The sequence below is a fragment of the Bartonella rhinolophi genome, assembly GCF_036576165.1.
Classification (GTDB): domain Bacteria; phylum Pseudomonadota; class Alphaproteobacteria; order Rhizobiales; family Rhizobiaceae; genus Bartonella.
Window position 1 is genome coordinate 128,987 of record NZ_JBAFWY010000002.1, and the last position, 23,221, is coordinate 152,207.

Annotated in this window: 22 protein-coding genes; 19 read left to right on the plus strand and 3 right to left on the minus strand. The window is 38.1% G+C overall.

Annotation, left to right across the window (positions count from 1 at the left end; genetic code table 11):
• The 13 genes from kdsA to V5N67_RS02930 all read left to right on the plus strand — a co-directional run bounded on the left by kdsA (position 1) and on the right by V5N67_RS02930 (position 12,433).
• Complete coding sequence (gene kdsA, locus V5N67_RS02870) at positions 1-837, plus strand: 3-deoxy-8-phosphooctulonate synthase (protein ID WP_332060401.1); 837 nt, start codon at positions 1-3, stop codon at positions 835-837.
• Between the two features lie 77 nt (positions 838-914).
• On the plus strand, positions 915-2,183 hold the full coding sequence (gene eno, locus V5N67_RS02875) for a phosphopyruvate hydratase (protein ID WP_332060402.1): 1,269 nt from the start codon (positions 915-917) through the stop codon (positions 2,181-2,183).
• A gap of 86 nt (positions 2,184-2,269) precedes the next feature.
• On the plus strand, positions 2,270-2,671 hold the full coding sequence (locus V5N67_RS02880; RefSeq protein WP_332060403.1) for a TM2 domain-containing protein: 402 nt from the start codon (positions 2,270-2,272) through the stop codon (positions 2,669-2,671).
• Positions 2,672-2,722: 51 nt separating this feature from the next.
• A complete protein-coding gene (locus V5N67_RS02885; RefSeq protein ID WP_332060404.1) occupies positions 2,723-3,088 on the plus strand; it encodes an NINE protein in 366 nt (121 codons plus the stop codon).
• A gap of 95 nt (positions 3,089-3,183) precedes the next feature.
• Positions 3,184-3,588 (plus strand): NINE protein, encoded by a 405-nt coding sequence (locus V5N67_RS02890; RefSeq protein WP_332060405.1) that lies wholly within the window; start codon positions 3,184-3,186, stop codon positions 3,586-3,588.
• Positions 3,589-3,761: 173 nt separating this feature from the next.
• The gene (locus V5N67_RS02895; protein WP_332060406.1) at positions 3,762-4,094 is read left to right on the plus strand and encodes an FtsB family cell division protein; all 333 of its coding nucleotides are present in this window, start codon (positions 3,762-3,764) and stop codon (positions 4,092-4,094) included.
• 111 nt (positions 4,095-4,205) lie between these two features.
• Positions 4,206-5,243: a pyruvate dehydrogenase (acetyl-transferring) E1 component subunit alpha gene (gene pdhA / locus V5N67_RS02900; RefSeq protein WP_332060407.1), complete on the plus strand. Its 1,038-nt coding sequence runs from the start codon at positions 4,206-4,208 to the stop codon at positions 5,241-5,243.
• Positions 5,244-5,259: 16 nt separating this feature from the next.
• Positions 5,260-6,642 (plus strand): pyruvate dehydrogenase complex E1 component subunit beta, encoded by a 1,383-nt coding sequence (locus tag V5N67_RS02905; protein ID WP_332060408.1) that lies wholly within the window; start codon positions 5,260-5,262, stop codon positions 6,640-6,642.
• A gap of 14 nt (positions 6,643-6,656) precedes the next feature.
• Complete coding sequence (locus V5N67_RS02910; RefSeq protein ID WP_332060409.1) at positions 6,657-7,985, plus strand: pyruvate dehydrogenase complex dihydrolipoamide acetyltransferase; 1,329 nt, start codon at positions 6,657-6,659, stop codon at positions 7,983-7,985.
• Positions 7,986-8,208: 223 nt separating this feature from the next.
• Complete coding sequence (lpdA, locus tag V5N67_RS02915) at positions 8,209-9,669, plus strand: dihydrolipoyl dehydrogenase (protein WP_332060410.1); 1,461 nt, start codon at positions 8,209-8,211, stop codon at positions 9,667-9,669.
• Between the two features lie 74 nt (positions 9,670-9,743).
• Entirely contained in the window at positions 9,744-10,706 is a 963-nt protein-coding gene (lipA, locus tag V5N67_RS02920; RefSeq protein ID WP_332060411.1) for a lipoyl synthase, read from the plus strand.
• Positions 10,707-10,708: 2 nt separating this feature from the next.
• Positions 10,709-11,170, plus strand: coding sequence for a type II toxin-antitoxin system RatA family toxin (locus V5N67_RS02925; protein ID WP_332060412.1), 462 nt, complete (start codon positions 10,709-10,711; stop codon positions 11,168-11,170).
• A gap of 570 nt (positions 11,171-11,740) precedes the next feature.
• The gene (locus V5N67_RS02930; RefSeq protein ID WP_332060413.1) at positions 11,741-12,433 is read left to right on the plus strand and encodes a hypothetical protein; all 693 of its coding nucleotides are present in this window, start codon (positions 11,741-11,743) and stop codon (positions 12,431-12,433) included.
• Positions 12,434-12,754: 321 nt separating this feature from the next.
• Here the strand turns inward: V5N67_RS02930 and V5N67_RS02935 are convergent, their stop codons facing one another.
• From V5N67_RS02935 to rirA, 3 genes are read right to left on the minus strand one after another with little or no spacing between them, the layout of a single operon-like run.
• On the minus strand, positions 12,755-13,243 hold the full coding sequence (locus V5N67_RS02935; protein WP_332060414.1) for a CinA family protein: 489 nt from the start codon (positions 13,241-13,243) through the stop codon (positions 12,755-12,757).
• Positions 13,240-14,436 (minus strand): bifunctional 2-C-methyl-D-erythritol 4-phosphate cytidylyltransferase/2-C-methyl-D-erythritol 2,4-cyclodiphosphate synthase, encoded by a 1,197-nt coding sequence (locus tag V5N67_RS02940; protein ID WP_442879233.1) that lies wholly within the window; start codon positions 14,434-14,436, stop codon positions 13,240-13,242. The genes V5N67_RS02935 and V5N67_RS02940 overlap by 4 nt, the downstream gene beginning before the upstream one ends.
• Before the next feature lie 15 nt (positions 14,437-14,451).
• Positions 14,452-14,904 (minus strand): iron-responsive transcriptional regulator RirA, encoded by a 453-nt coding sequence (gene rirA, locus V5N67_RS02945; RefSeq protein ID WP_332060415.1) that lies wholly within the window; start codon positions 14,902-14,904, stop codon positions 14,452-14,454.
• A gap of 179 nt (positions 14,905-15,083) precedes the next feature.
• On the opposite strand from rirA, the gene V5N67_RS02950 reads away from it, so the two are divergent.
• From V5N67_RS02950 to clpX, 6 genes are all read left to right on the plus strand, one after another.
• Positions 15,084-17,348 carry a sensor histidine kinase gene (locus V5N67_RS02950; RefSeq protein ID WP_332060416.1) on the plus strand — a complete coding sequence of 755 codons (2,265 nt, stop codon included), beginning with the start codon at positions 15,084-15,086 and terminating at the stop codon, positions 17,346-17,348.
• Between the two features lie 2 nt (positions 17,349-17,350).
• On the plus strand, positions 17,351-18,709 hold the full coding sequence (ntrX, locus tag V5N67_RS02955) for a nitrogen assimilation response regulator NtrX (RefSeq protein WP_332060417.1): 1,359 nt from the start codon (positions 17,351-17,353) through the stop codon (positions 18,707-18,709).
• Positions 18,710-18,712: 3 nt separating this feature from the next.
• Complete coding sequence (gene trkA / locus V5N67_RS02960) at positions 18,713-20,089, plus strand: Trk system potassium transporter TrkA (RefSeq protein WP_332060418.1); 1,377 nt, start codon at positions 18,713-18,715, stop codon at positions 20,087-20,089.
• A gap of 8 nt (positions 20,090-20,097) precedes the next feature.
• Positions 20,098-20,904, plus strand: coding sequence for a glycosyltransferase family 32 protein (locus V5N67_RS02965; RefSeq protein WP_332060437.1), 807 nt, complete (start codon positions 20,098-20,100; stop codon positions 20,902-20,904).
• A 143-nt stretch (positions 20,905-21,047) separates the two neighbouring features.
• On the plus strand, positions 21,048-21,680 hold the full coding sequence (clpP, locus tag V5N67_RS02970) for an ATP-dependent Clp endopeptidase proteolytic subunit ClpP (protein WP_332060419.1): 633 nt from the start codon (positions 21,048-21,050) through the stop codon (positions 21,678-21,680).
• A 191-nt stretch (positions 21,681-21,871) separates the two neighbouring features.
• On the plus strand, positions 21,872-23,146 hold the full coding sequence (gene clpX, locus V5N67_RS02975; RefSeq protein WP_332060420.1) for an ATP-dependent Clp protease ATP-binding subunit ClpX: 1,275 nt from the start codon (positions 21,872-21,874) through the stop codon (positions 23,144-23,146).
• The last annotated feature ends 75 nt before the right edge of the window (positions 23,147-23,221 follow it).

Below are 23,221 nucleotides of genomic sequence, written 5' to 3' on the forward strand. Positions count from 1 at the left end.
ATGTTTAAATCAAATGCTATTGTTAATGTTGGAGATGTTATTTTTTCAAATAAAGCACCTCTTTCATTAATTGCGGGTCCATGTCAGATGGAAAGTCGAGATCATGCTTTTGAAATGGCGGGTCGAATTAAAACAATTGCGGATCAAGTTGGTATTGGGTTTGTTTATAAATCTAGTTACGATAAAGCTAACAGAACGTCTCTTAATGCAGCACGTGGTATTGGTCTTGAAAAAGCAATAGATATTTTTTCTGATTTAAAGCAAGAATTCAATTGTCCAGTATTAACTGATGTACACACGCAAGAACAGTGTATGGCCGTTGCTTCAACGGTAGATGTTTTGCAAATACCTGCTTTTTTATGTCGTCAAACAGATCTTTTGGTGGCTGCAGCTAAAACAGGGCGTGTTATCAATATTAAAAAAGGTCAATTTTTGGCTCCATGGGATATGGAAAATGTTTTAAAAAAGGTTACTCAAAGTGGTAATCCTAATGTTATGCTGTGTGAGCGGGGTACTTCATTTGGTTATAACCGACTTATTTCTGATATGCGTTCATTGCCTATTTTGCGTTCATTTGGAGCTCCTGTTATTTTTGATGCAACGCATTCTGTTCAGGAGCCAGGTGGTAAAGGTGATTCATCTGGTGGGCAGCGCCAGTTTGTTGAGGTTTTAGCGCGTGCAGCTGTTTCTGTTGGGGTTGCAGGTATTTTTTTAGAAACACATCAGGATCCAGATAATGCTCCCTCTGATGGACTTAATATGATTAAAATTGATAACTTACGAAGATTGCTTGAGAATTTGATGGAATTTGATCATTTGGCAAAAAAGATGAATTGAATATACATTATAGAGGATATTTCATTATTATGGGCGTTTAAGATGAATCGAGATTTTTATTAAATAAGGAACTTCACATGAGTGTAATTGTTGATATCATTGGGCGTGAAGTGCTTGATAGCCGAGGGAATCCAACGGTAGAGGTTGATGTTCATTTAGAAGGTGGGGCTTTTGGTCGCGCTATTGTTCCTTCAGGTGCATCGACAGGGGCGCATGAAGCGGTAGAACTTCGTGATGGTGGTATACGCTATCAGGGGAAGGGAGTTGAAAAAGCAGTTTCTGCAGTCAATGGCGAGATTTTTGAAGAATTAGGTGGGCGAGATGCAAGAAATCAAATAGCCATTGATCAAGCAATGATAACCTTGGATGGAACACCAAATAAGGCACGTCTTGGCGCTAATGCTATTCTCGGCGTTTCATTGGCTGTTGCGAAAGCAGCAGCGCAATCATTGCATTTGCCTTTGTATCGTTATATTGGCGGCACACAAGCACATGTCCTTCCCACGCCAATGATGAATATTATTAATGGTGGCATACATGCTGATAACCCGATTGATTTTCAAGAGTTTATGATTATTCCTGTAGGGGCGTCTACACTGAAAGAAGCAGTTCGTTATGGTGCTGAAGTTTTTCATACATTGAAAAAGCGTTTACAAGATGCAGGTTATAATACTAATGTTGGCGATGAAGGTGGTTTTGCACCTCAATTGAAAAATGCTGAGCAAGCAATTGATTTTATTATGGAATCTATAATAGCATGCGGATATAAGCCAGGAGAACAAATTGCTATTGGTTTAGATTGCGCTTCAACAGAACTTTACAAAAATGGTTCATATTTTTATAAAGGTGAAGGAAAGTTCCGTGGTGTTCAGGAGCAGGTAGATTATTTAGCTCAACTCGTTGAAACTTATCCTATTATCACAATTGAAGATGGGATGGCTGAAGATGATTGGGAAGGTTGGAAGTTGCTTACTGACTCAATTGGTAAAAAATGCCAGCTTGTTGGTGATGATTTGTTTGTAACAAATTCAGCGCGTTTGCGTGATGGTATCAAAAAGGGTGCTGCCAATTCTATTCTTATTAAAGTTAACCAGATTGGTACATTAAGCGAAACGCTTGATGCCGTAGAAACGGCTCATAAAGCAGGTTATCGTGCTATTATATCGCATCGTTCAGGTGAAACGGAGGATGCGTTCATTGCAGATCTTGCTGTTGCAACGAACTGTGGGCAAATTAAAATTGGTTCACTTGCGCGTTCAGATAGATTAGCGAAATATAATCAGCTTATTCGCATTGAAGAAATGCTGGGAGCGCAGGCATGTTATGCTGGTGGTTTGCATCGTTAATGGTTATGAGCATAGAATGTAAAATTCCGATATTGTTTAATTATTTATTGGTGATATACAGATGAAAATTTTATAGAGGGGTAAAGATGAAAGGTGTAATTATTGGTAAAAATCAGGGGACTTATCTCGTTGCGGGTGATGATGATAAGCGTTATCAGTTTGAGTCTTGGGATTGGTCAGGAAAAAATTCCCCGAAGGTTGGTGACCCTGTTCATTTTGTGTGTGAAGGTGATGTTATTAGCTCTGTTTTTCCGTTGTCGAATCAACAGTCAGGACACTCCAAACTATTGCTGGCGATCATTTGTCTCTGTTTTGGTACATTAGGTATTCATCGCTTTATGGTTGGTAAAATTGGGACGGGTATTTTAATGCTTATTCTAACTATAACATTGTTTGGAGTATTTATTAGTTGGATTTGGGTATTCATTGATTTGATACTTATTATATCTGGAAATTTTACAGACAAAAATGGGGATAAAATCTGTTAAAGTTGGTTGCTTTATCTATGACAATGAGCAGCAGCTTTATAGAGGATAAAAATGAGAAGCGTGATTATTAACCAAGATCAAGGAACTTGCCTTGTTTCAGGTGATGATGGTAAGCGTTATCAATTTGCAACTTGGGATTGGTTAGGAAAAAAATCACCTAAACGTGGAGATTCTGTTAATTTCGCATATGAAAATAATGTTGTTAATTCTATTTTTCCATTATTGAGGAAACGGTCAGAGCAACTAAGAGTGCTGCTTGCATTCGTTTGTCTGTTTTTGGGAGTATTTGGTATCTGTCGCTTTGTGATTGGTGAGTTTGGAACAGAAATTTTAATGATTCTTTTCTCTTTATCAATCATCGGGTTGTTTACTATTGTGATTTGGATAATGATTGATTTGATGCTTATTGTGTTTTGAAAATTTGAATAAAAGTGGGGATGAATTCATAATTTAAAGATTATTAATTTAACTATTTTATTAGTAATAAAGTAGCAATTTTATAGGTGATAAAGATGAGAGGTGTGATTATTAGCCAAGATCAAGGGATTTACCTCGTTTCAGGTGATGATGGTAAGCGTTACCAATTTGCAACTTGGGATTGGTTAGGAAAAAATCCACCGAACATTGGTGATACTGTTGATTTTTTGCATGAAGGTGATTCTATCAATTCTGTCTTTCCATTATTGAAGCAGCAGCCAGAACAATTAAAAGTAATGCTTGCACTTATTTGTTGGTTCGCTGGTATATTTGGTGTTCATCGCTTTATGGTTGGGAAGTTTTGGACAGGTATTTTAATGCTTATTCTTTCTTTATCACTCGTAGGGTTGGTTATTAGTGGAATTTGGGCAATTATTGATTTTATAGTCATTGTGGCTGGGAAATTTTCTAAAAAAAATGGGGATAAAATCACAAATTAATAAGTCTATATGTTGTTTTTATAAAATGTAAAAAGTGGGAGGATATATTTTTGTTGTAGTAGAGGGGGGCAAAGGAGTGAGCGTAAATTACTTAAATTGGGGATTTGGTAAGAAGGCATTAATGAAAAGTATGCATAGTTAATTAGAGTATTTAAAGAAGACTGTGCTATTTTATGTGGACAAAACAGAAACGCAGATCGATTAAAGCGCGCTTTGTACTCCCGCTTATAACAGTGGGAGTTTTGAGCTATTTTAGTTATCATATTTATCATGGTGAGTATGGGTTATATTCACGCAGTAAAGTTAATCAGCATATTGTTGAATTGGAGGAAGAACTTCATCAAATAGAAGCAGAACGTATATCAATTGAGAAGCATATTTCTCTTTTACGTGATGGGTCTATTGAAAAAGATATGCTAGATGAGTATGTCCGAAAAAATTTAAACTTTTCTAAGTCAAATGAATTGACAATTTTAAATCCCTTTAACGATATTAAAAATGATTAAAAATCGTTTATTTTAAAACAATTCTTTATGATATTGTTTAAGAAAATTGATAATACTTGTAACTTTTGTCCGTAAAGGTTATTCCTAAATAATCATAAAAGGGAGTTCAATATGGCAGAACGGCTTAAAAAAAATTCTGCGTCGGTAGCGCATCTTGCATCAAATACCGCAAAAATAGCACAAGTCGCTAATTTTACAAAAGAAGAAGAAGTTGATGCCTATCGCGAAATGCTTTTGATTCGTCGTTTTGAGGAAAAAGCGGGGCAACTTTATGGCATGGGTCTTATTGGTGGATTTTGTCACCTCTACATTGGACAGGAAGCTGTTGTTACTGGAACACTGAAATCTACAAAAGAAGGTGATCAGGTTATTACTTCTTATCGTGATCATGGTCATATGTTAGCGGTTGGTATGAGCCCACGTGGAGTAATGGCAGAGTTAACAGGGCGTCAGGGCGGCTTTTCCAAGGGGAAGGGAGGTTCGATGCATATGTTTTCTAAAGAAAAACATTTTTATGGTGGGCATGGTATTGTTGGTGCGCAGGTTCCAATTGGTACAGGTTTGGCACTTGCGAATCAGTATCTTGGCAAAGATAACGTGACATTAGTTTATTTTGGTGATGGTGCTGCAAATCAAGGGCAGGTTTACGAAAGTTTTAATATGGCTTCGCTTTGGAAGCTTCCTGTTGTTTATATTATTGAAAATAATCAGTACGCTATGGGAACATCAGTTGCGCGTGCATCTGCAGAAACTGATTTTTCTCGCCGTGGTCTTTCTTTTGAAATTCCAGGTATTATTGTTGATGGCATGGATGTTCGTGCGGTAAAAGGAGCTGCTGATGAGGCAATTTCTTGGGCGCGTTCAGGTCAAGGACCAATCATTCTTGATATGCAAACTTATCGCTATCGTGGTCACTCTATGTCTGATCCAGCAAAATATCGATCAAAAGAAGAGGTTCAGAAAATAAAAAATGAGCACGATCCGATTGATCAAGTGAAAAGTCGGATTCTTAAACAAGGTTTTGCGAGCGAAGATGATTTAAAGTCTATCGATAAAGAGGTGCGTGCGATTGTTGCTGATGCGGCAGACTTTGCTCAAAGTGATAGAGAGCCAGATGTTTCTGAGCTCTATACTGATATTTTAGTGTAATGCGAGGGGAGCGAGTATGTCCATTAATATTTTGATGCCAGCGCTTTCACCAACGATGGAAGAAGGTAAGTTGTCTAAGTGGCTCAAGAAAGAAGGCGATAAAGTGAGCTCTGGGGATGTGATTGCTGAAATTGAAACTGATAAGGCAATGATGGAGGTAGAAGCTGTCGATGAAGGTACTCTTGGTAAAATTTTTGTACCTACAGGTTCTGAAGGAGTGAAGGTTAACACTGTTATTGCTGTATTATTAGAAGAAGGTGAAAGTGCTGAGAGTATTTTGCAGACTGACGATACTGTAGCTTCTCAAGCTGCTCATAAAAAGTCTGGAGAAGGCTCTCCCTCTCTTTCTTTGTCAATTCCAGCACTGCCTACTTTGGATGTTGCTTCTGATCCCGATATTCCAATGGGGACTCAAATGGATACAATGACGGTGCGTGAAGCACTCAATCAAGCTATGGCTGAAGAGATGCGGCGCGATGAAATGGTTTTCTTGTTGGGAGAAGAAGTTGCGCAATATCAAGGCGCTTATAAAGTGAGCCAAGGTTTGTTAGAAGAATTTGGTGCGCGCCGGGTTATCGATACACCAATAACGGAGCACGGTTTTGCAGGGTTGGCTGTTGGTGCTGCATTTGGAGGGTTACGTCCCATTGTCGAGTTTATGACATTTAATTTTGCTATGCAGGCAATTGATCAAATTATTAACTCAGCGGCAAAAACTCGTTATATGTCTGGTGGGCAAATGTCTGCTCCCATGGTTTTTCGTGGTCCCAATGGTGCGGCTGCGCGTGTTGGTGCTCAACATTCTCAGTGCTATGCTGCATGGTACAGTCATGTGCCAGGTCTTAAAGTCGTTATGCCTTACAATGCTGCTGATGCAAAGGGTTTGCTGAAGGCTGCTATTCGTGATGACAATCCTGTTATTTTTCTTGAAAATGAGATTTTGTATGGTCATCAATTTGATGTTCCTAAAATAGATGATTTTATTTTGCCTATTGGTAAGGCACGTATTCATAAGTCTGGTCAAGATGTTACGATTGTAGCGTGTGGGATTGGGATGCATTATGCGGTTCAAGCATTACCAGAGATTGAAAAACTTGGTGTTGATGTTGAATTGATTGATTTACGAACCATTCGTCCAATGGATTTGCCAACGATTCTTACTTCAGTCAAAAAGACAGGTCGTTTGGTGACAATTGAGGAGGGATATCCTCAGTCATCTGTTGGAACTGAAATTGCAACACGTGTTATGCAGCAGGCTTTTGATTATCTTGATGCGCCAGTTGCCACAATTTCTGGTAAAGATGTTCCCATGCCTTATGCTGCCAATCTTGAAAAATTGGCTTTACCAAACATTGCTGAAATCATTGAAGCCGTTAAGGCTGTAACTTACAGAGCATAACGGAGGAAAGTACTATGCCCATTAAGATTACAATGCCTGCGCTTTCTCCTACGATGGAAGAAGGAAATTTGTCCAAATGGAATGTTAAGGAGGGAGATAAGGTTTCCTCTGGTGATGTTATTGCTGAAATTGAGACGGATAAGGCAACAATGGAGGTAGAGGCTGTTGACGAAGGAACGGTTGCTAAAATTGTTGTTCCTGCTGGAACGCAAGGAGTTAAAGTTAATACTTTAATTGTTGTGTTAGCAGAAGAAGGTGAAGACTTAGCTGAGGCTGCAAAGATTGCAGAAGAAGTTTCTCCTTCTTTTGCAGCCAAAGAATCACAGGATGTGAAACAGATAGATTCAAAGATAACACCAATATCTAATTTATCACTGTCACAGCAATTTATGCAGAAAGATAAAAAGAGTATACGTCTTTTTGTGTCTCCTTTGGCTCGGCGATTAGCAGCTCAGGCAGGACTTGATTTATCACTTATTTCTGGTAGCGGTCCACATGGACGTATTATTAAGCGCGATGTAGAAAAAGCCGTAAGTGATGGTACTTGTGAAGATTTTTCTTCATCACAAATTGGACAGTCAGTAGTTGCAGATGCTTCTGATAAACAGATATTGCAACTTTTCAAAGAGGATGAATATACACTCATTCCTCATAATAATATGCGTAAAACAATCGCTAAACGTTTGGTTGAATCAAAACAAAAAGTACCACATTTTTATGTGACGGTAGATTGTGAACTTGATGCTTTATTGGAGATTCGTGCGCAATTGAATGCTTCTGTACCGATGGTTAAGACGCAAGAAGGATCTAAGCCAGCTTATAAAATTTCAGTTAATGATATGGTTATTAAAGCTGTGGCGCTCTCTTTAAAAGCTATTCCCGATACTAATGTGTCTTGGCTTGAAGGAGGAATCCTTCATCACAAACACTGTGACATTGGGGTTGCTGTTTCTGTTTCAAATGGATTAATTACGCCAATTATTCGTCATGCAGAGGAAAAATCTTTATCGGTAATCTCTAACGAAATGAAAGATTTTACAAAGCGTGCGCGTGAGCGTAAATTAAAAATGGAAGAATATCAAGGAGGAACAACAGCTGTATCGAATATGGGGATGTATGGTGTGAAAAGCTTTTCTGCCATTCTTAATCCACCACATGCAACAATTTTTGCAATTGGTGCAGGTGAACAACGTGCAGTTGTTAAAAATGGTGCATTAGGAATTGCGACAGTTATGTCAGTTACACTTTCTGTTGATCATCGTGCTGTTGATGGTGCGTTAGCGGCAGAGCTTGCTCAAGCTTTTAAGAAGATAATTGAAAATCCGTTAACAATGTTAGTTTAAGCTGTTTAAAAGTGCCTCACATAATTGTGTGAGAGTGGTGATTGGTATGATAAAAGCAGATTTAAAAAGCTCGAATGGCAATATTTCTGCTTTTGCTGATTTTATAAAGGCGTTTATGTGAAGCTTTTAGTGTGAAAGATACGGGCAAATTTTGTCATGTTGATTTTTGGTTTTAAGCTCAGAGAATGCATATCCGTTTGTGTATATCTATGGAGGAATTACTGTGGCGAATCTTTATGATGTAGTTGTGATTGGTTCGGGCCCTGGCGGATATGTGACTGCAATTCGTGCAGCGCAGTGTGGTTTCAAGACGGCAATTGTTGAGCGTGAACATTTGGGTGGGATTTGCTTAAATTGGGGTTGTATTCCAACAAAGGCACTCTTACGCTCTGCAGAAATGAAGCATTTTGCTGAACATGCAAATGATTACGGCCTAAAGCTTAATGGTTCCATTGAGGCAAACATTAAAGATATTGTGGCGCGTTCTCGCGGAGTTTCAGCGCGTTTAAATGCCGGTATTGGTTTTCTCATGAAGAAAAATAAAATTGACATTATTTGGGGAGAGGCAAAGCTCACTAAAGAAGCTAAAGGGAGTCAGCTTGCAGAAATTATTGTTTCTTCATCATCTAAACCGATTATGCAACCGCAAAATCCAGTACCTAAAGGAACGTTAGGAGAAGGGACTTATCAAGCAAAGCACGTGATTATTGCAACTGGTGCACGTCCTCGTTCTCTCCCTGGTATTGAGCCAGACGGAAAGCTCATTTGGACTTATTTTGAGGCTATGATCCCACGTACGATGCCGAAGTCGCTTTTGGTAATGGGGTCTGGGGCAATCGGTATTGAATTTGCCTCTTTTTATCATGATATGGGAGCTGAGGTGACTGTTGTTGAAATGATGCCTCACATTATGCCAGCTGAGGATGTTGAAATTTCAGAGTTTGCTCGTAAACAGTTAGAGAAAAAAGGTATTCGCATTCTTACTGAAGCTAAGGTAACAAAAGTTGAAAAAGCTTCTGATTCTATTACTGCGCATATTGATGTTAAAGGTAAAACACAAACAATTACAGCTGATCGATTGATTTCAGCTATTGGTGTTCAGGGTAATATTGAGAATCTTGGATTGGAAGCATTAGGTATAAAAACTGATCGTGGATGCATTGTAACTGATGAATGGAGCTGGACAGGTGTGGAGGGCATTTATGCTATTGGTGATGTAGCTGGTCCTCCTATGTTGGCACATAAAGCAGAAGAAGAAGGCGTAATATGTATTGAACATCTTGCAGGTTTGAAGAGCGCTCATCCGCTTGATAAGAGAAAAATTCCAGGGTGTACATATTGCACACCGCAAGTTGCCTCTGTAGGCTTGTCGGAAAAAATGGCAAAAGAAGCTGGCTATGATATACGTGTTGGTCGTTATTCCTTTGCAGCTAATGGCAAGGCTATTGCTTTAGGTGAAGATCAGGGATTGGTGAAAACTATTTTTGATAAAAAAACAGGGCAGCTTCTTGGTGCACATATGGTAGGGGCGGAAGTAACAGAGCTGATTCAAGGTTTTGTTATTGCCATGAATCTTGAAACAACCGAGGAAGAATTGATGCATACCGTCTTTCCGCATCCGACATTGTCGGAAATGATGAAAGAAAGTGTATTGGATGCTTATGGTCAGGTTTTAAATGCTTGATGGCTGGATTGTATGAAAGATCCTACGTTTTGGATTTTTCATTGGCACTCCATATCTACAAGACAGAGGCTTAAATGGTTACGGTTGTTGATAGAGTTACGAATAGGCGTCTGCGTCATCCTGAAAAGGCGCATCGTCCTGATACAAGTGTTCAGAAAAAACCAGATTGGATTCGTGTAAAAGCACCAACATCAAAAGTATATAAAGAAACGCATGGTATTGTGCGTGCTAACAAATTAGTGACCGTATGTGAAGAAGCAGGTTGTCCAAATGTCGGTGAATGTTGGAGCCAGAGGCATGCCAGTTTTATGATTTTGGGTGAGATATGTACACGGGCTTGTGCTTTTTGCAATGTTGCAACAGGTATTCCGCTGGCAGTTGATGATAATGAGCCAGAACGTGTAGCGGATGCTGTTGCGCAGATGGGATTACGACATGTTGTGATTACATCTGTCGATCGCGATGACCTCGCTGATGGTGGTGCACAGCATTTTGCAAAAGTTATTTATGCTATTCGTCGAAAAGCTCCTAAGACAACAATTGAAGTTCTTACGCCTGATTTTCGTCATAAGGATGGTGCTCTAGAGATTATTGTTACTGCCAAGCCGGATGTTTTTAATCATAATTTGGAGACAGTTCCATCTAAATATCTAAAGGTTCGTCCGGGAGCGCGTTATTTCCATTCAATCCGATTACTGCAACGCGTTAAAGAGCTTGATCCAACAATCTTCACAAAATCAGGAATTATGGTTGGCCTTGGGGAAGAACGAAATGAAATTCTTCAATTAATGGATGATTTACGCTCTGCTGATGTTGACTTTATGACAATTGGGCAATATTTGCAGCCTACACGAAAGCACCATCCAGTTATTCGTTTTGTGCCCCCTGAAGAATTTGAGTCTTTTGCTAAGATTGGTAAAGTGAAGGGTTTTTTGCATATGGCTTCCAATCCTTTGACACGTTCATCCCATCATGCAGGAGATGATTTCGCAATTTTGCAAAAAGCACGAGATGAAAAATTCGCTTTACAGAGGTAGTTATGCCGACTTTTACAACACATCGGCAAATTGCCCATAGCGCCCATGAAATGTTTAATCTTGTTTCAGATATTGAACATTATCCCGAATTTTTACCGATGTGTGAGGCTTTGGTGGTGCGCTCTCGGAAAGAGGCTGAGGAAAAGACATTACTTCTTGCTGATATGACAGTTGGCTATAAGGTTATCCGAGAAACTTTTACGACTCAAGTTTTTCTTCAACCGAAGAAAAATCTCATAGAGGTTCAATATATTGATGGTCCATTCAAGTATCTTGAAAATCGTTGGATGTTTCATCACATTGAGAATAAAAACGCGTGCAATGTAGAATTTTTTATTGATTATGAATTTAAAAGCAAAATGCTTGGATTGGTAATGGGCTCAATGTTTGATATTGCTTTTCATAAATTTACTGACGCTTTTGAAATGCGTGCGCACCAAATTTATGGTTCCCCAGTATCATAATTTATTTAGTTAATTTTATTGCATAATAAATATCGTATTTCGTAATCTGTGCAATTTATTTTCACTCTTTATTTGTTGCATGATCAAACTTAATATTCTCATTTAGAAATATTAAATATAGCTTTTAATCATTACTACGCGAAAATAATATAACAATACGTTAGTGAATGAATCAACAATAATTCTCTAAAGAAATTATCAAAAAATCAATAATAATGATATTTGATGAAACTATATTGATAACAAATTATTTATCAATTATCATAATTCGATAATATTTTATAATAAAATATGTAAGTTTTATTAAGATATTTCAGCACTTTAAAATATGTGGATATAATCCAATTATATATTTTATAATTATCAATCATTATTATAATTACGACAAATAATAATTTTGTGGTGCAAGCAATATTTATGCTGATATTGAGATGATAAGAGTAGATTTTGATAATTCTGAGTTTTTTTTGCAATCTTTATTTTTGAATGATTGAGATCAATCGGTTAGGTGTAAGTCACTTAAATAATCAGTGCGAAAAAGAAGGAGGAATAGAGAGAGGTATGTAAAATATGTTGATATTTGAGTATGCAGATATCCTTAGAAGTATTTGTGATGCAGACACCCTCGCTGCTGTTGGCTCTATTTTGGCTGCTCTTTTTACTGGCGGTTATTTGGTCTCATGGGAATTATGGAGACGTAGAGAGCGTAAAAAAGAAGAATTAGGAGAAAGATTAAAGATTTCTTCTTGTAGACTTTATGAGTACACAAAGGATGAGAAAGACGGATCGGCTTATTTTCATGTAGATTTAACCATTTATCACCCTAAAGAACAATTAATTAACATAAATTACATTGAATTCCCTTCTGACAGTCCATTTTTGTTTTCAGAATTAGCACATGAGAAGGATGACGGTACGTTGAAAGAGGTGGGGATATCAGATGATGTAAATAAGTTAAGCAATCGCATCGATTTTAGAAATCCCATAAATGAAATGTTTCCAGTGAATTTTTCATGTATGTTTTCTCAGGAAGAACTTAAACTTTGGTTTTTAGTGTATGTCAAAAATGAAAAAGAGCTAACCCAATTTCATCCCATTTTTATTACTCTAGAGCATACCTCATCAAATGATCCAAGAGAAACGCTTAAAGTTATTTTCCCTCTTGGGTTTATTAAAAGAGTTGGAAAGGAAAAGATAGTCGCTCTTGGTAGTGAAGGTCGTGCTTCTTATGAATCGAAAACGAGACTTCTTTTGATAGAATAACAAGCATTTTACGTTCATTTATATTTGAAAATTTCCCATAGATTACAAAAGCTCAAAAATAAATGACTGATAACACTTTGAGACAATAATACACGAAGGCGTCTGTAATATCGATAACAACTGTGAGAGCTTATTTGAATTTACTTTTTGCTGAATTAAAAGCCTGTCAATTTAATATTATGGCTTAAAATAGTATTGCTTTTTTAATTTATCTTTATTTATCTTTATAGTAGCTTAATTGAGATAAGTAATAAATTATTTCAAAAAACATGGACTTGTAATTTTGGTGCAATAAAATGGAACAGTTTAATGTGGGGAATGTTATTGCAGAGATGTCAAAATCATTTTAAAAGCATTTTCAACGGTTGCAGAGCGGATAGTATTGCGATCAAGATCTCCGAAGTGTACTTCTGTATGCAGGGTTTCATGATTTTTGTAAGCAACTGCGAAGTGCACAAGTCCTACAGGTTTACCAAGACATGCCCCTCTTGGTCCCGCGATTCCTGTTACAGAAATTGCAATTCCAGCTTGTGAATATTTTAATCCACCCTCGGCCATTGCAATCGCAACTTCTTTTGAAACTGCACCGTACGTTTTAATAAGTTCAGCGCATACACCAACAAGGCGTATTTTTGATTCATTTGAATAAACAACAAATCCACAATCAAGTACATCTGATGATCCTGCAATATTGGTAAGATTTGCAGCAATAAGTCCTCCTGTGCAGGATTCAACGGTTGTTAAAAGCAAACCTTTTTGGCGACAAGCTGTAAGGACTGCATATGCTTGCTCTTCACAAAAATATGTCATTTGGGAATTTCTCCTAGATAAAGAACGGTAGCAGTTGCAAGAGCAGCAATGCCTTCTTCACGACCAATGAACCCAAGTTTTTCATTTGTTGTTGCTTTAATGGAGATGCGATCAGGTGAAATGGTGAGTATTGTCATAAGGTTTTCTGTCATTGTGTGTCGGTAGGGGCTAATTTTAGGATTTTCAGCGATCAGTGTTATATCAACATTGGTAATACGCCCACCCGCTTTTTTTACAATATCAATGGCATGACGAAGAAAAATTTCTGATGATGTATTTTTCCATTGAGGATCAGAAGGAGGGAAATGTGTGCCAATATCTCCTGCACCTTGAGTAGCAAGAAGGGCATCTGTTAGTGCATGAAGAGCAACATCAGCATCTGAGTGTCCACTTAATTTTTTATGGAAAGGAATTTTTATACCGCATAATGTAACAGAAGTTCCTTCTTCGAAAGAATGAACATCATAACCATTTCCAGTGCGGATATCAGGAAATATTTGCATTTTTTTCTGGAGATATAAATGTGCCGTATCAAAATCTTCATGCCATGTAATTTTTATATTTTGAGGATCTCCAAGGATGGTACGCATAGGTATACCAAACCATTCGGCAATTGCTGAATCATCAGTAAATTCTTGGTCGCAGGTTTGTTGTGCTTTTTCATGGGCAGCTAAAATGCGTTCAAATGGAAAGCACTGTGGAGTTTGTGCGCTATAAAGATTAGTGCGTGGAACTGTTTCTAAAACATGCTGTGTTTTATTTACACGTTTGAGGGTATCAGAGATGGCAAGAACAGGGAGAACGCCTTCTTGATGGCTAATGGTGGTATGGATTTTTTCGAGGAGCTTGTTTTCGATAAAGGGACGTGCACCATCGTGAATATGAACATATTGTGGCTTTATATTTTTAAGTGCATGAAGCCCACATAAAGTGGACATTTGACGTGTGTTGCCTCCTTCAACTATGATGAGGCGCTCTTTAAAGTCAGCTATAGCTTGCTCACAGATTTGATGATCTTCTGGATGAATTACTAAGATGATCGTTGAGATCTCTGGATTTTGTAAAAAGCAACGCACAGTATGACGAATTACCGGCTCATGTCCTAAAAGTCGGTATTGCTTTGGAATTTTTTGTAAATATCCTGCTCTTTCACCACGACCCGCGGCTAATATTATAGCTGCAATAGAAATAATGAATCTCCTTTCATATTATCTCACCTCATTGTTTTCATGATTATTTATTTTAAATTGGCTTCGAAAAGATGGTTTTTGCAGATCAGCAAGGGATGTTACTGATAATACATCAAAAAAAGCATTTAATGCTTTTTTAAGTGCTGTATTTAAGCCACAAAAATCTATTAATGGGCAGTTAGGTTCTGCAGTATCAAAGCATTCTGCCATGGAAAAGTTATCTTCTGTTACTTTCACAACATCAGCTACTGAAATTTCTGTTGCAGGTTTTGCTAATTTAACGCCACCATTGCGTCCCCGTACTGTTTGTATAAAACCTGCTTCAACAAGTGGCTGAAGGATTTTAAATAAGAAAAGCTCGGAAATGGCATATGCTTTAGCAATTTCTGGAATACGACTCAAAGATCCTTGATTATCTGCACAGTACATGAGCATCCGGAGGGCATAATTCGTCTGTTTGGTTAACCGCATCTCACCTCCTATGTTATATAAAGCATCATCGAACGTGCTTTATTTTTAAAGATATTCTGGAAAATGTAAAAATTTTCTCTTCATTTGTTAGGGGCTGTATTTAAAACGTGGTATTGGTATTGTCAATTTTTGTCACAAAGGGTTATATATATAGTAGGGTAAAGTAACGTAAGCTCATCATGAATACAACATCCGTGACAAATCTTCAAAATATAGATAAAGGTAGCTATAAGGATGAATTGTATCGCTTAAATAAAGTCTATACATTTTTAGGTGTTACAATCATTGTGTTGGCTTTGCTAACGGCTTCTATTTCATTTATCATTCTTATCGGATTAACCCCAGTTGTTCCCAATAGAGCTGTAACACTCATCCTTATAGGGATTAACAGTATTTGGGTTTTTGGGCTTGTCATAATTGTTTGTTACGAGATGATACCCATTATTCGTACTTGGCGGTTAAAGCGTGCTGGCTCACGTCTTCATGTGCGTCTCATTTCACTATTTACGCTTGTTGCAACAGTCCCAGCTGTTGCTGTAGCTCTTGTATCAGGTCCTGCACTTAACTTAGGGCTTGATCGATGGTTTGATACGACAACTCGGCAAATTGTAAGTTCTTCTATCGATTTAGCAAATGCTTATGCAGATGAAATGCTTCAAAATTTAAAAAATTTATCCTATACTATGGCATTTGCACTTGATAATAAAAAACTTTTAGAGCGTAATTTAGCTGAATATCGGATGCAACTGACGCGTCATGCTGCAGGGCGCAATCTTCGTGGTGCATTTTTGTTAAGTTCGAGTGGAACTGTTTTTATATCGAGTGATCTTGGCGATGAGGATAATCTGCCTATCCCACCACCCAGTCTTATCAAGCGAGCAACGCGTATGAGCCCTTTTTCTTTTCAGCCTGGGGTTCACGATTATTTTGGTATCATTTTAAAATTTACCAATATACCAAATACATTTTTGTATTTAGTGCGTGACATTGATAAAGACGTTTTATCTGCTTTGCGTTTAACAGAAATTAATACAGATCGTTATCGTGATTTAAATGAAAATCGCCTCCCGACGCAAATCGCATTTGGTATGCTTTATCTATGCCTTTTCTTTAGTTTATTTTTGTCAGCTATTTGGGCTGGTATTGCTGTTGCTGATCGCTTGGTACGCCCTATTCGCCTTCTCATTAATGCAGCTGATGATGTAGCTTCTGGGAATATGGAAGTCTTTGTGCCAGTGCGAGCGAGGGATGGGGATATTGGTCAGTTATCAAAAACTTTCAATTACATGGTGAGTGAATTAAAAAATCGGCGCAATGAATTAATTACGGTGCGTGATCAAATTGATGAAAGGCGACGTTTTTCTGAAGCTGTTTTGTCTGGTGTAACAGCAGGTGTAGCTGGAATCGATGATAATGGTGATGTTACAATTATTAATCGTTCTATTGAAACGATGTTTGGTATTCGTTCTGAACAGGTTATTGGATGCAATCTTTTATCGTTAAGTGCTGAAATTTGGGAAGTTTTTAAATTAGCGCGTTTTTTAGGTCGTAAAAATCATCGTGAACAAGTGACCTTGAGTGTTGCTGGGCAAGAACGTGTTTGTAATGTGCAAGTTACTATGGAAGAAGATGACGGACGGGGACAATCTTGGGTTTTGACGATTGATGATATTACAGACCTTGTTGAAGCACAACGCTCATCGGCTTGGGCAGATATTGCGCGCCGTATTGCGCACGAAATTAAAAATCCGCTTACGCCTATCCAGTTATCAGCTGAACGTATTCGGAAACGTTATGATAAAGCTATTACACAAGATCGTGAGGTCTTTGAGCGGTGTATCGATACGATTATTCGACAGGTTGGGGATATTGGGCGTATGGTTGATGAATTTTCTTCTTTTGCACGTATGCCCAAACCCAAAATGCATATTTTAGATATACGTGGATTACTACGTGAAGCATGTTTTTTAATAGAAGTCGCTCGACATGATATTCATTTTGAGCAAGATTTAGGAAATGTACCACTTTTAGGTGCGTTTGATAACCGTCTTATTGTTCAAGCTTTTTGCAATGTTATCAAAAATGCGAGCGAGTCTATTGATTCCGTTACGCGAGAGGAGGGCATTCGCGGTCATATTTTTATACGCTCTTACCGTCAAGAAGAACGCTTGGTTGTGGATGTTATTGATAACGGTAAAGGACTTCCTAAAGAGCAAAGGCAAAAATTATTAGAACCTTATATAACAACGCGAGAAAAGGGAACAGGGCTTGGGTTAGCCATTGTGCGAAAAGTTATTGAAGATCATGGTGGTTATATGGAATTATATGATGCTCCGAAGAATTTTTATGAAGGTCGTGGTGCTATGATTCGTTTGGTATTTCCAGCGGATGGGGCTGAGCAGGATAGTGTTGCACAAGTTATAAATTATAAAATAGGGGAATAAGAATGGTATCAGATATCTTAATTGTTGATGATGAAATGGATATTCGTGAGCTTGTTTCTGGTATTTTAGATGATGAAGGCTATGAAACGCGTGTTGCAAGTAATTCTGATGAAGCATTGGCGCAAATTAGTGAACGTATTCCAAAACTCATTTTTTTAGATGTTTGGTTACAGGGAAGCCGTTTGGATGGTTTAGCACTGCTTGATGAAATTAAAGCGCGCTATCCTGCTCTTCCAGTGGTTATGATCTCTGGGCATGGTAATATTGAAACAGCTGTGTCTGCTATAAAACGAGGAGCATATGATTTTATTGAAAAGCCTTTTAAAGCTGATCGCCTTGTATTGGTTGCTGAACGGACTCTTGAAAACTCAAAATTAAAACGCGAGCTTTTAGAATTGCGCAAGCGTTCGAGTGAAACACTAGAGCTGCTCGGTACGTCGTCTGTTATGAAACATTTACGTCAAGTCATAGAAAAAGTAGCGCCAACCAATAGTCGCATTATGATCACTGGTCCTTCAGGTGCGGGAAAAGAGATGGTGGCGCGTGTTATTCATGCGCGTTCAGCGCGTTCAAATGGGCCATTTGTTACAATAAATGCGGCAACGATTGTTCCAGAAAGAATGGAAATTGAATTGTTTGGTAACGAAATGGAGGGGAATGAACGTAAGATTGGTGCATTAGAAGAAGCTCATGGAGGGATATTATACCTTGATGAAATTGCTGATATGTCTCGTGAAACTCAAAGTAAGATTCTTCGGGTTTTAACAGGTCAGGCATTTGAAAGGGTTGGTGGCACAAAACGTGTTAAAGTGGATGTTCGTATAATTTCTTCAACAGCACAAAACCTTGAAAATCTGATTGCTGATGGACGCTTTAGAGAAGATCTTTTTCATCGTCTTTCGGTTGTTCCTGTTTCTGTTCCACCGCTTTCTGCACGTCGTGAAGACATACCAGAGCTTGTACATCATTTTGTTAAAATAATATCGCAGCAAGTTGGTATTAAACCGCGTGAAATCAGTGATGATGTTATCTCTATTTTGCAAACACATGCTTGGCCCGGTAATGTGCGGCAGTTACGCAATAATATTGAACGACTTCTTATTCTTGTGCGTGATGGTGATGGTCCAATAACAGCGGAATTGCTTCCTACAGAAGTGAGCAATTCTTTGCCTCATATTCAAATGAATGCAGATGAAAGTATAATGGATTTACCGTTGCGTGAAGCACGAGAACTCTTTGAAAAGAGGTATTTAATGACGCAAATTGGGCGCTTGGGTGGAAATATATCGCGTACGGCTGAATTTATAGGGATGGAGCGTTCAGCTTTGCACCGTAAGCTTAAAGCACTTGGAGTTTCATAGGTTATGCATGTGATTATTTGCGGAGCGGGACAGGTTGGTTATGGAATAGCAGAGCGTTTGGCTGCAGAGAATCACGATGTTACTGTTATTGATATTGAAACAAGATTGATTGAAAAAATTCGTGATACGTTGGATGTGAGAGGTTTTGTTGGTCATGGCTCACGGCCTGAGGTGCTTTTAGCAGCAGGTGCAGATAAAGCTGATATGTTGATTGCAGTGACTTTATTTGATGAAGTTAATATGGTAGCTTGCCAAGTAGCACATTCATTGTTCAATATTCCAACAAAAATAGCACGTATTCGCTCACAGTCCTATTTAGAACCACGCTATAAAACTCTTTTTGCCAGAGAGAGTATTCCTATTGATGTGGTTATTTCGCCAGAAATTGAAGTTGGGGAAATGGTTCTACGCCGTATTGCTTTACCTGGAACAATAGATGTACTGTATTTTTGTAATGATGATATTGTTGCATTAGCCTTGGAGTGTATGGAAGATTGTCCAGTTATTAATACGCCTTTGCATCAATTAACAGAGCTTTTTCCAGATCTTCGAACAACGGTTACAGCTATTAAACGTGGTTCAGAGTTATTGATAGCGCATTCAGAGACAGAATTACGTGTTGGTGATGTGACCTATCTTGTTGCTGCCCGTGATCAGATGCGTCGTGCGGTTGGGCTTTTTGGTCATAAGGAACGGGATGCACACCGCATGATTATTGCAGGAGGTGGTCACATTGGTCTTTATGTTGCTCAAGCTATTGAAAAGCGTTTACATAAATTAAGACTGAAAATTATAGAATCGCACAGAGAGAGAGCGCTGACAATTGCTGATCAACTCGAAAAGACAACTGTTTTATATGGTAATGTATTAGATCCGGTGATTCTTCAGGAAGCTGGAATTGGTCAAGCCGATTTAATAATTACACTGACAAATCAGGATCAGGTGAATCTTTTAAGTGCTATTATTGCTAAAAGACTTGGGTGTAGAGCTAATATGGTATTGATTAATAATGTTGCTTACCAAGAATTTAGCCGTGCAGTTGGTGTAGATGCGTATCTTAATCCCCATAGCGTTACTATATCAAAAATTTTGCAACAAATGCGCCGTGGACGTATTCGTGCGGTTCACTCAGTTTTTAATGGTCAAGCAGAAATTATTGAGGCTGAAGTGATGCAAACGTCTTCATTGGTTGGTAAATCATTGTCAGAGCTCGATTTATCAGATGGTTTGAGAATTGGTGCAATTTATCGTAATAAAACAATAATACAACTTTCGGCAGATACGCGCATTTTGCCAGGTGATCGGATAGTAATTTTTGCTCTTGCTGATAGTGTTCATGATGTTGAGCAATTATTTCGTGTAAGTTTAGAGTATTTTTAATATTGCCTATGGATATTTGTACGTTTTGGTATGGAGAACAATTGAGGTCTGTTGATTGGTTGTGCTTAGCATCAATGGTTAAGACTGGTCAGCGTGTTAAGCTTTTTAGTTATGAAAAGGTGGCAAATGTGCCTGTTGGTGTTGAGTTACATGAAGCCGAATCAATTTTACCACGTTCAGCATTTTACCGTCTTGACCCTAATTTTCCTGATTATGAACCCAATCGTACGATTGTTCAATTTTCAGATATTTTCCGCGTTATGCTAATGAAATATCAACAAGGTGTTTGGTTAGATACAGATGTTTACCTTGTGAAACAGTTTCATCCAGAGGCAGATCGTGTTTGGTTGGCAAGAGAAAATGCTGCAAGGGTAGGAGTTTCTGCGCTTTATTTGCCTCCTGATAATCCCATTATAAAAGCATTTGAAGATTATTTGTCGGGTACAGAAATTGTTCCAAATTGGTTGGGGTTTAAACGCCGTATTTGGAGGCCATTTTGGTTAAAGAGAAAAAAATTGCCGATTTTACCAGGAAGACTTGGAATTACTATATTTGGTAATGATGGTATCTCTCGGTTAGCCAAAAAGTACAACTTTTTTCATGAAGCAAAGGAAAAAGAAACTTTTTATTATTGGACAGGGCGCAAAACTGAAAGGATTTTTGATCCAACTTTTGGTATTAAACCAGTAGAAGATTCACGGTTTATAGGCTTTCACATTCACAGAAAAGCAAAGACAACTCAAAAGCCACAGGAAGGAAGTTTTTATCATTGGGCAGTATCACGTATTCCTAATGCTCAAAGTTTATTTGAGTAGGATTATTATTGCTTTTTTGACCGCTGTGACTTTAATCCTGCTTGAATAGCGTCAATTGTGGCTTGCACAAAAGAGGCATGTTGGCTTATGGGTGAAGGTATTGAATACATAAGAGCGATTGTTATATGAATGGGAGTGGAAATATGAGTGATTCAATGAAAACAGCATTAAGTCTTGTTCCTATGGTTGTTGAACAGACTAACCGTGGTGAGCGAGCTTATGATATTTTTTCCCGTCTTTTAAAAGAGCGGATCATTTTTATTAATGGTCCTGTTGAAGATGGTATGGCGATGCTTGTTTGTGCGCAATTGCTTTTTTTAGAAGCGGAAAATCCTAAGAAAGAAATTAGTCTTTATATTAATTCGCCAGGCGGTGTGGTGACATCTGGTATGGCAATTTATGATACAATGCAATTTATTCGTCCTCCTGTTTCTACACTTTGTATGGGACAGGCGGCATCTATGGGATCACTACTTTTAACAGCTGGAGCGAAAGGTCATCGTTTTACATTGCCAAATGCGCGTATTATGGTACATCAGCCATCTGGTGGTTTTCAAGGTCAGGCTTCGGATATTGAACGGCATGCCCAAGATATTATAAAGATGAAACAGCGTTTAAATGAAATTTATGTTCAACACACAGGTCAAGATTATGAGGTTATTGAGAGAACTCTTGATCGTGATCATTTTATGACAGCAGAAGAAGCTAAACAATTTGGCTTAGTTGATGACGTTATACAATATCGTACAGAGACCGAAAAAGAAGAGAAAAATTAAGAGTTTTTATAGAAAAAGTAGCTATTTTAGATAGAAAATTTTGTAAAAATATCGCAAGAAATAATAGAAAATAGCTAACAAATAAAGATATTTTGATGCGCGTGGTTTTTTATATGTCTTTTGGTTATTATTATAAAGAACTTCCTTTGAGAAGATGAAGTATTCATATATCGTGGTGAAAGGAAAATAAAATGAGCAAAATTGGCAATAGCGGGAGCGAATCAAAAAATACTCTCTATTGCTCGTTCTGCGGCAAAAGTCAGCATGAAGTGCGTAAGCTCATCGCAGGTCCTACTGTATTCATTTGTGATGAATGCGTAGAGCTTTGTATGGATATTATTCGTGAAGAAAATAAATCTTCTGGAGGTAAGGTGCGTGATGGTGTTCCTACTCCACAAGAAATTATGACAGTTCTTGATGATTACGTTATTGGTCAGCAGCATGCAAAGCGTGTTCTTTCCGTTGCTGTCCATAATCATTATAAGCGACTTGCGCATCAGTCTAAGAGCAATGATATTGAGTTAGCAAAATCGAATATTTTGCTTGTTGGTCCAACGGGGTGTGGTAAAACTTATTTAGCACAAACATTAGCACGCATCATTGATGTGCCTTTTACTATGGCTGATGCGACCACTTTAACTGAAGCAGGCTATGTGGGGGAAGATGTTGAAAATATTATTTTGAAGCTTCTTCAATCTGCTGATTACAATGTCGAGCGTGCACAGCGTGGTATTGTTTATATTGATGAAGTTGATAAAATTTCTCGTAAGGCTGACAATCCTTCTATTACAAGAGATGTTTCTGGAGAAGGAGTTCAGCAAGCGTTATTAAAGATTATGGAAGGGACAGTTGCTTCTGTTCCTCCTCAAGGAGGACGTAAGCATCCCCAGCAAGAGTTTCTTCAGGTCGACACAACAAATATTTTATTTATTTGCGGAGGCGCTTTTGCTGGTTTAGAGCGGATTATTTCAGGGCGTGGTGAAAAAACGTCCATCGGTTTTTCTGCTACTGTTAAGGCACCTGATGAGCGTTGTGTTGGTGAAATTTTTCGTGAATTAGAGCCTGAGGATCTTATTAAATTCGGTTTAATCCCAGAGTTTATTGGTCGTCTTCCTATTGTAGCAACCTTAGAGGATTTGGATGTTAATGCGCTTGTTCAGATTTTATCACAACCCAAAAATGCTTTAGTAAAGCAATATCAGCGTCTTTTTGATATGGAAAATGTTGAGTTAACGTTTCATGAGGATGCTTTACGGGTTATTGCCAAGAAGGCGATTGAACGAAAAACTGGTGCACGTGGTTTACGTTCAATTATGGAGAAGATACTTCTTGAGACTATGTTTGAATTACCAGCTCTTGAAGGTGTTCAAAAAGTGGTCATTTCAAGTGATGTGGTTGATGGAAATGCTCGTCCTCTTTACATTTATTCAGAGCGTACAGAGGATAAAGAAAATGTATCGGCATGACAGTGTGCGATAATGAAAAGTGGCAATGAACACCATTTAAAAGTGGATATTTTGAGATATTATAAGGCATAATGC

Excerpts from the sequence above, each read along its gene's own strand:
- V5N67_RS02880 (WP_332060403.1), top strand. The coding sequence starts at position 2,270 with ATGAAAGGTGTAATTATTGGTAAAAATCAGGGGACTTATCTCGTTGCG.
- V5N67_RS02895 (WP_332060406.1), top strand. The coding sequence starts at position 3,762 with ATGTGGACAAAACAGAAACGCAGATCGATTAAAGCGCGCTTTGTACTC.
- V5N67_RS02950 (WP_332060416.1), top strand. The coding sequence starts at position 15,084 with ATGAATACAACATCCGTGACAAATCTTCAAAATATAGATAAAGGTAGC.
- V5N67_RS02925 (WP_332060412.1), top strand. The coding sequence starts at position 10,709 with ATGCCGACTTTTACAACACATCGGCAAATTGCCCATAGCGCCCATGAA.
- ntrX (WP_332060417.1), top strand. The coding sequence starts at position 17,351 with ATGGTATCAGATATCTTAATTGTTGATGATGAAATGGATATTCGTGAG.
- kdsA (WP_332060401.1), top strand. The coding sequence starts at position 1 with ATGTTTAAATCAAATGCTATTGTTAATGTTGGAGATGTTATTTTTTCA.
- clpX (WP_332060420.1), top strand. The coding sequence starts at position 21,872 with ATGAGCAAAATTGGCAATAGCGGGAGCGAATCAAAAAATACTCTCTAT.
- V5N67_RS02885 (WP_332060404.1), top strand. The coding sequence starts at position 2,723 with ATGAGAAGCGTGATTATTAACCAAGATCAAGGAACTTGCCTTGTTTCA.
- V5N67_RS02910 (WP_332060409.1), top strand. The coding sequence starts at position 6,657 with ATGCCCATTAAGATTACAATGCCTGCGCTTTCTCCTACGATGGAAGAA.
- V5N67_RS02930 (WP_332060413.1), top strand. The coding sequence starts at position 11,741 with ATGTTGATATTTGAGTATGCAGATATCCTTAGAAGTATTTGTGATGCA.
- V5N67_RS02935 (WP_332060414.1), bottom strand. The coding sequence starts at position 13,243 with ATGACATATTTTTGTGAAGAGCAAGCATATGCAGTCCTTACAGCTTGT.
- V5N67_RS02890 (WP_332060405.1), top strand. The coding sequence starts at position 3,184 with ATGAGAGGTGTGATTATTAGCCAAGATCAAGGGATTTACCTCGTTTCA.
- lipA (WP_332060411.1), top strand. The coding sequence starts at position 9,744 with ATGGTTACGGTTGTTGATAGAGTTACGAATAGGCGTCTGCGTCATCCT.
- trkA (WP_332060418.1), top strand. The coding sequence starts at position 18,713 with ATGCATGTGATTATTTGCGGAGCGGGACAGGTTGGTTATGGAATAGCA.
- pdhA (WP_332060407.1), top strand. The coding sequence starts at position 4,206 with ATGGCAGAACGGCTTAAAAAAAATTCTGCGTCGGTAGCGCATCTTGCA.
- V5N67_RS02965 (WP_332060437.1), top strand. The coding sequence starts at position 20,098 with ATGGATATTTGTACGTTTTGGTATGGAGAACAATTGAGGTCTGTTGAT.
- clpP (WP_332060419.1), top strand. The coding sequence starts at position 21,048 with ATGAGTGATTCAATGAAAACAGCATTAAGTCTTGTTCCTATGGTTGTT.
- V5N67_RS02905 (WP_332060408.1), top strand. The coding sequence starts at position 5,260 with ATGTCCATTAATATTTTGATGCCAGCGCTTTCACCAACGATGGAAGAA.
- eno (WP_332060402.1), top strand. The coding sequence starts at position 915 with ATGAGTGTAATTGTTGATATCATTGGGCGTGAAGTGCTTGATAGCCGA.
- rirA (WP_332060415.1), bottom strand. The coding sequence starts at position 14,904 with ATGCGGTTAACCAAACAGACGAATTATGCCCTCCGGATGCTCATGTAC.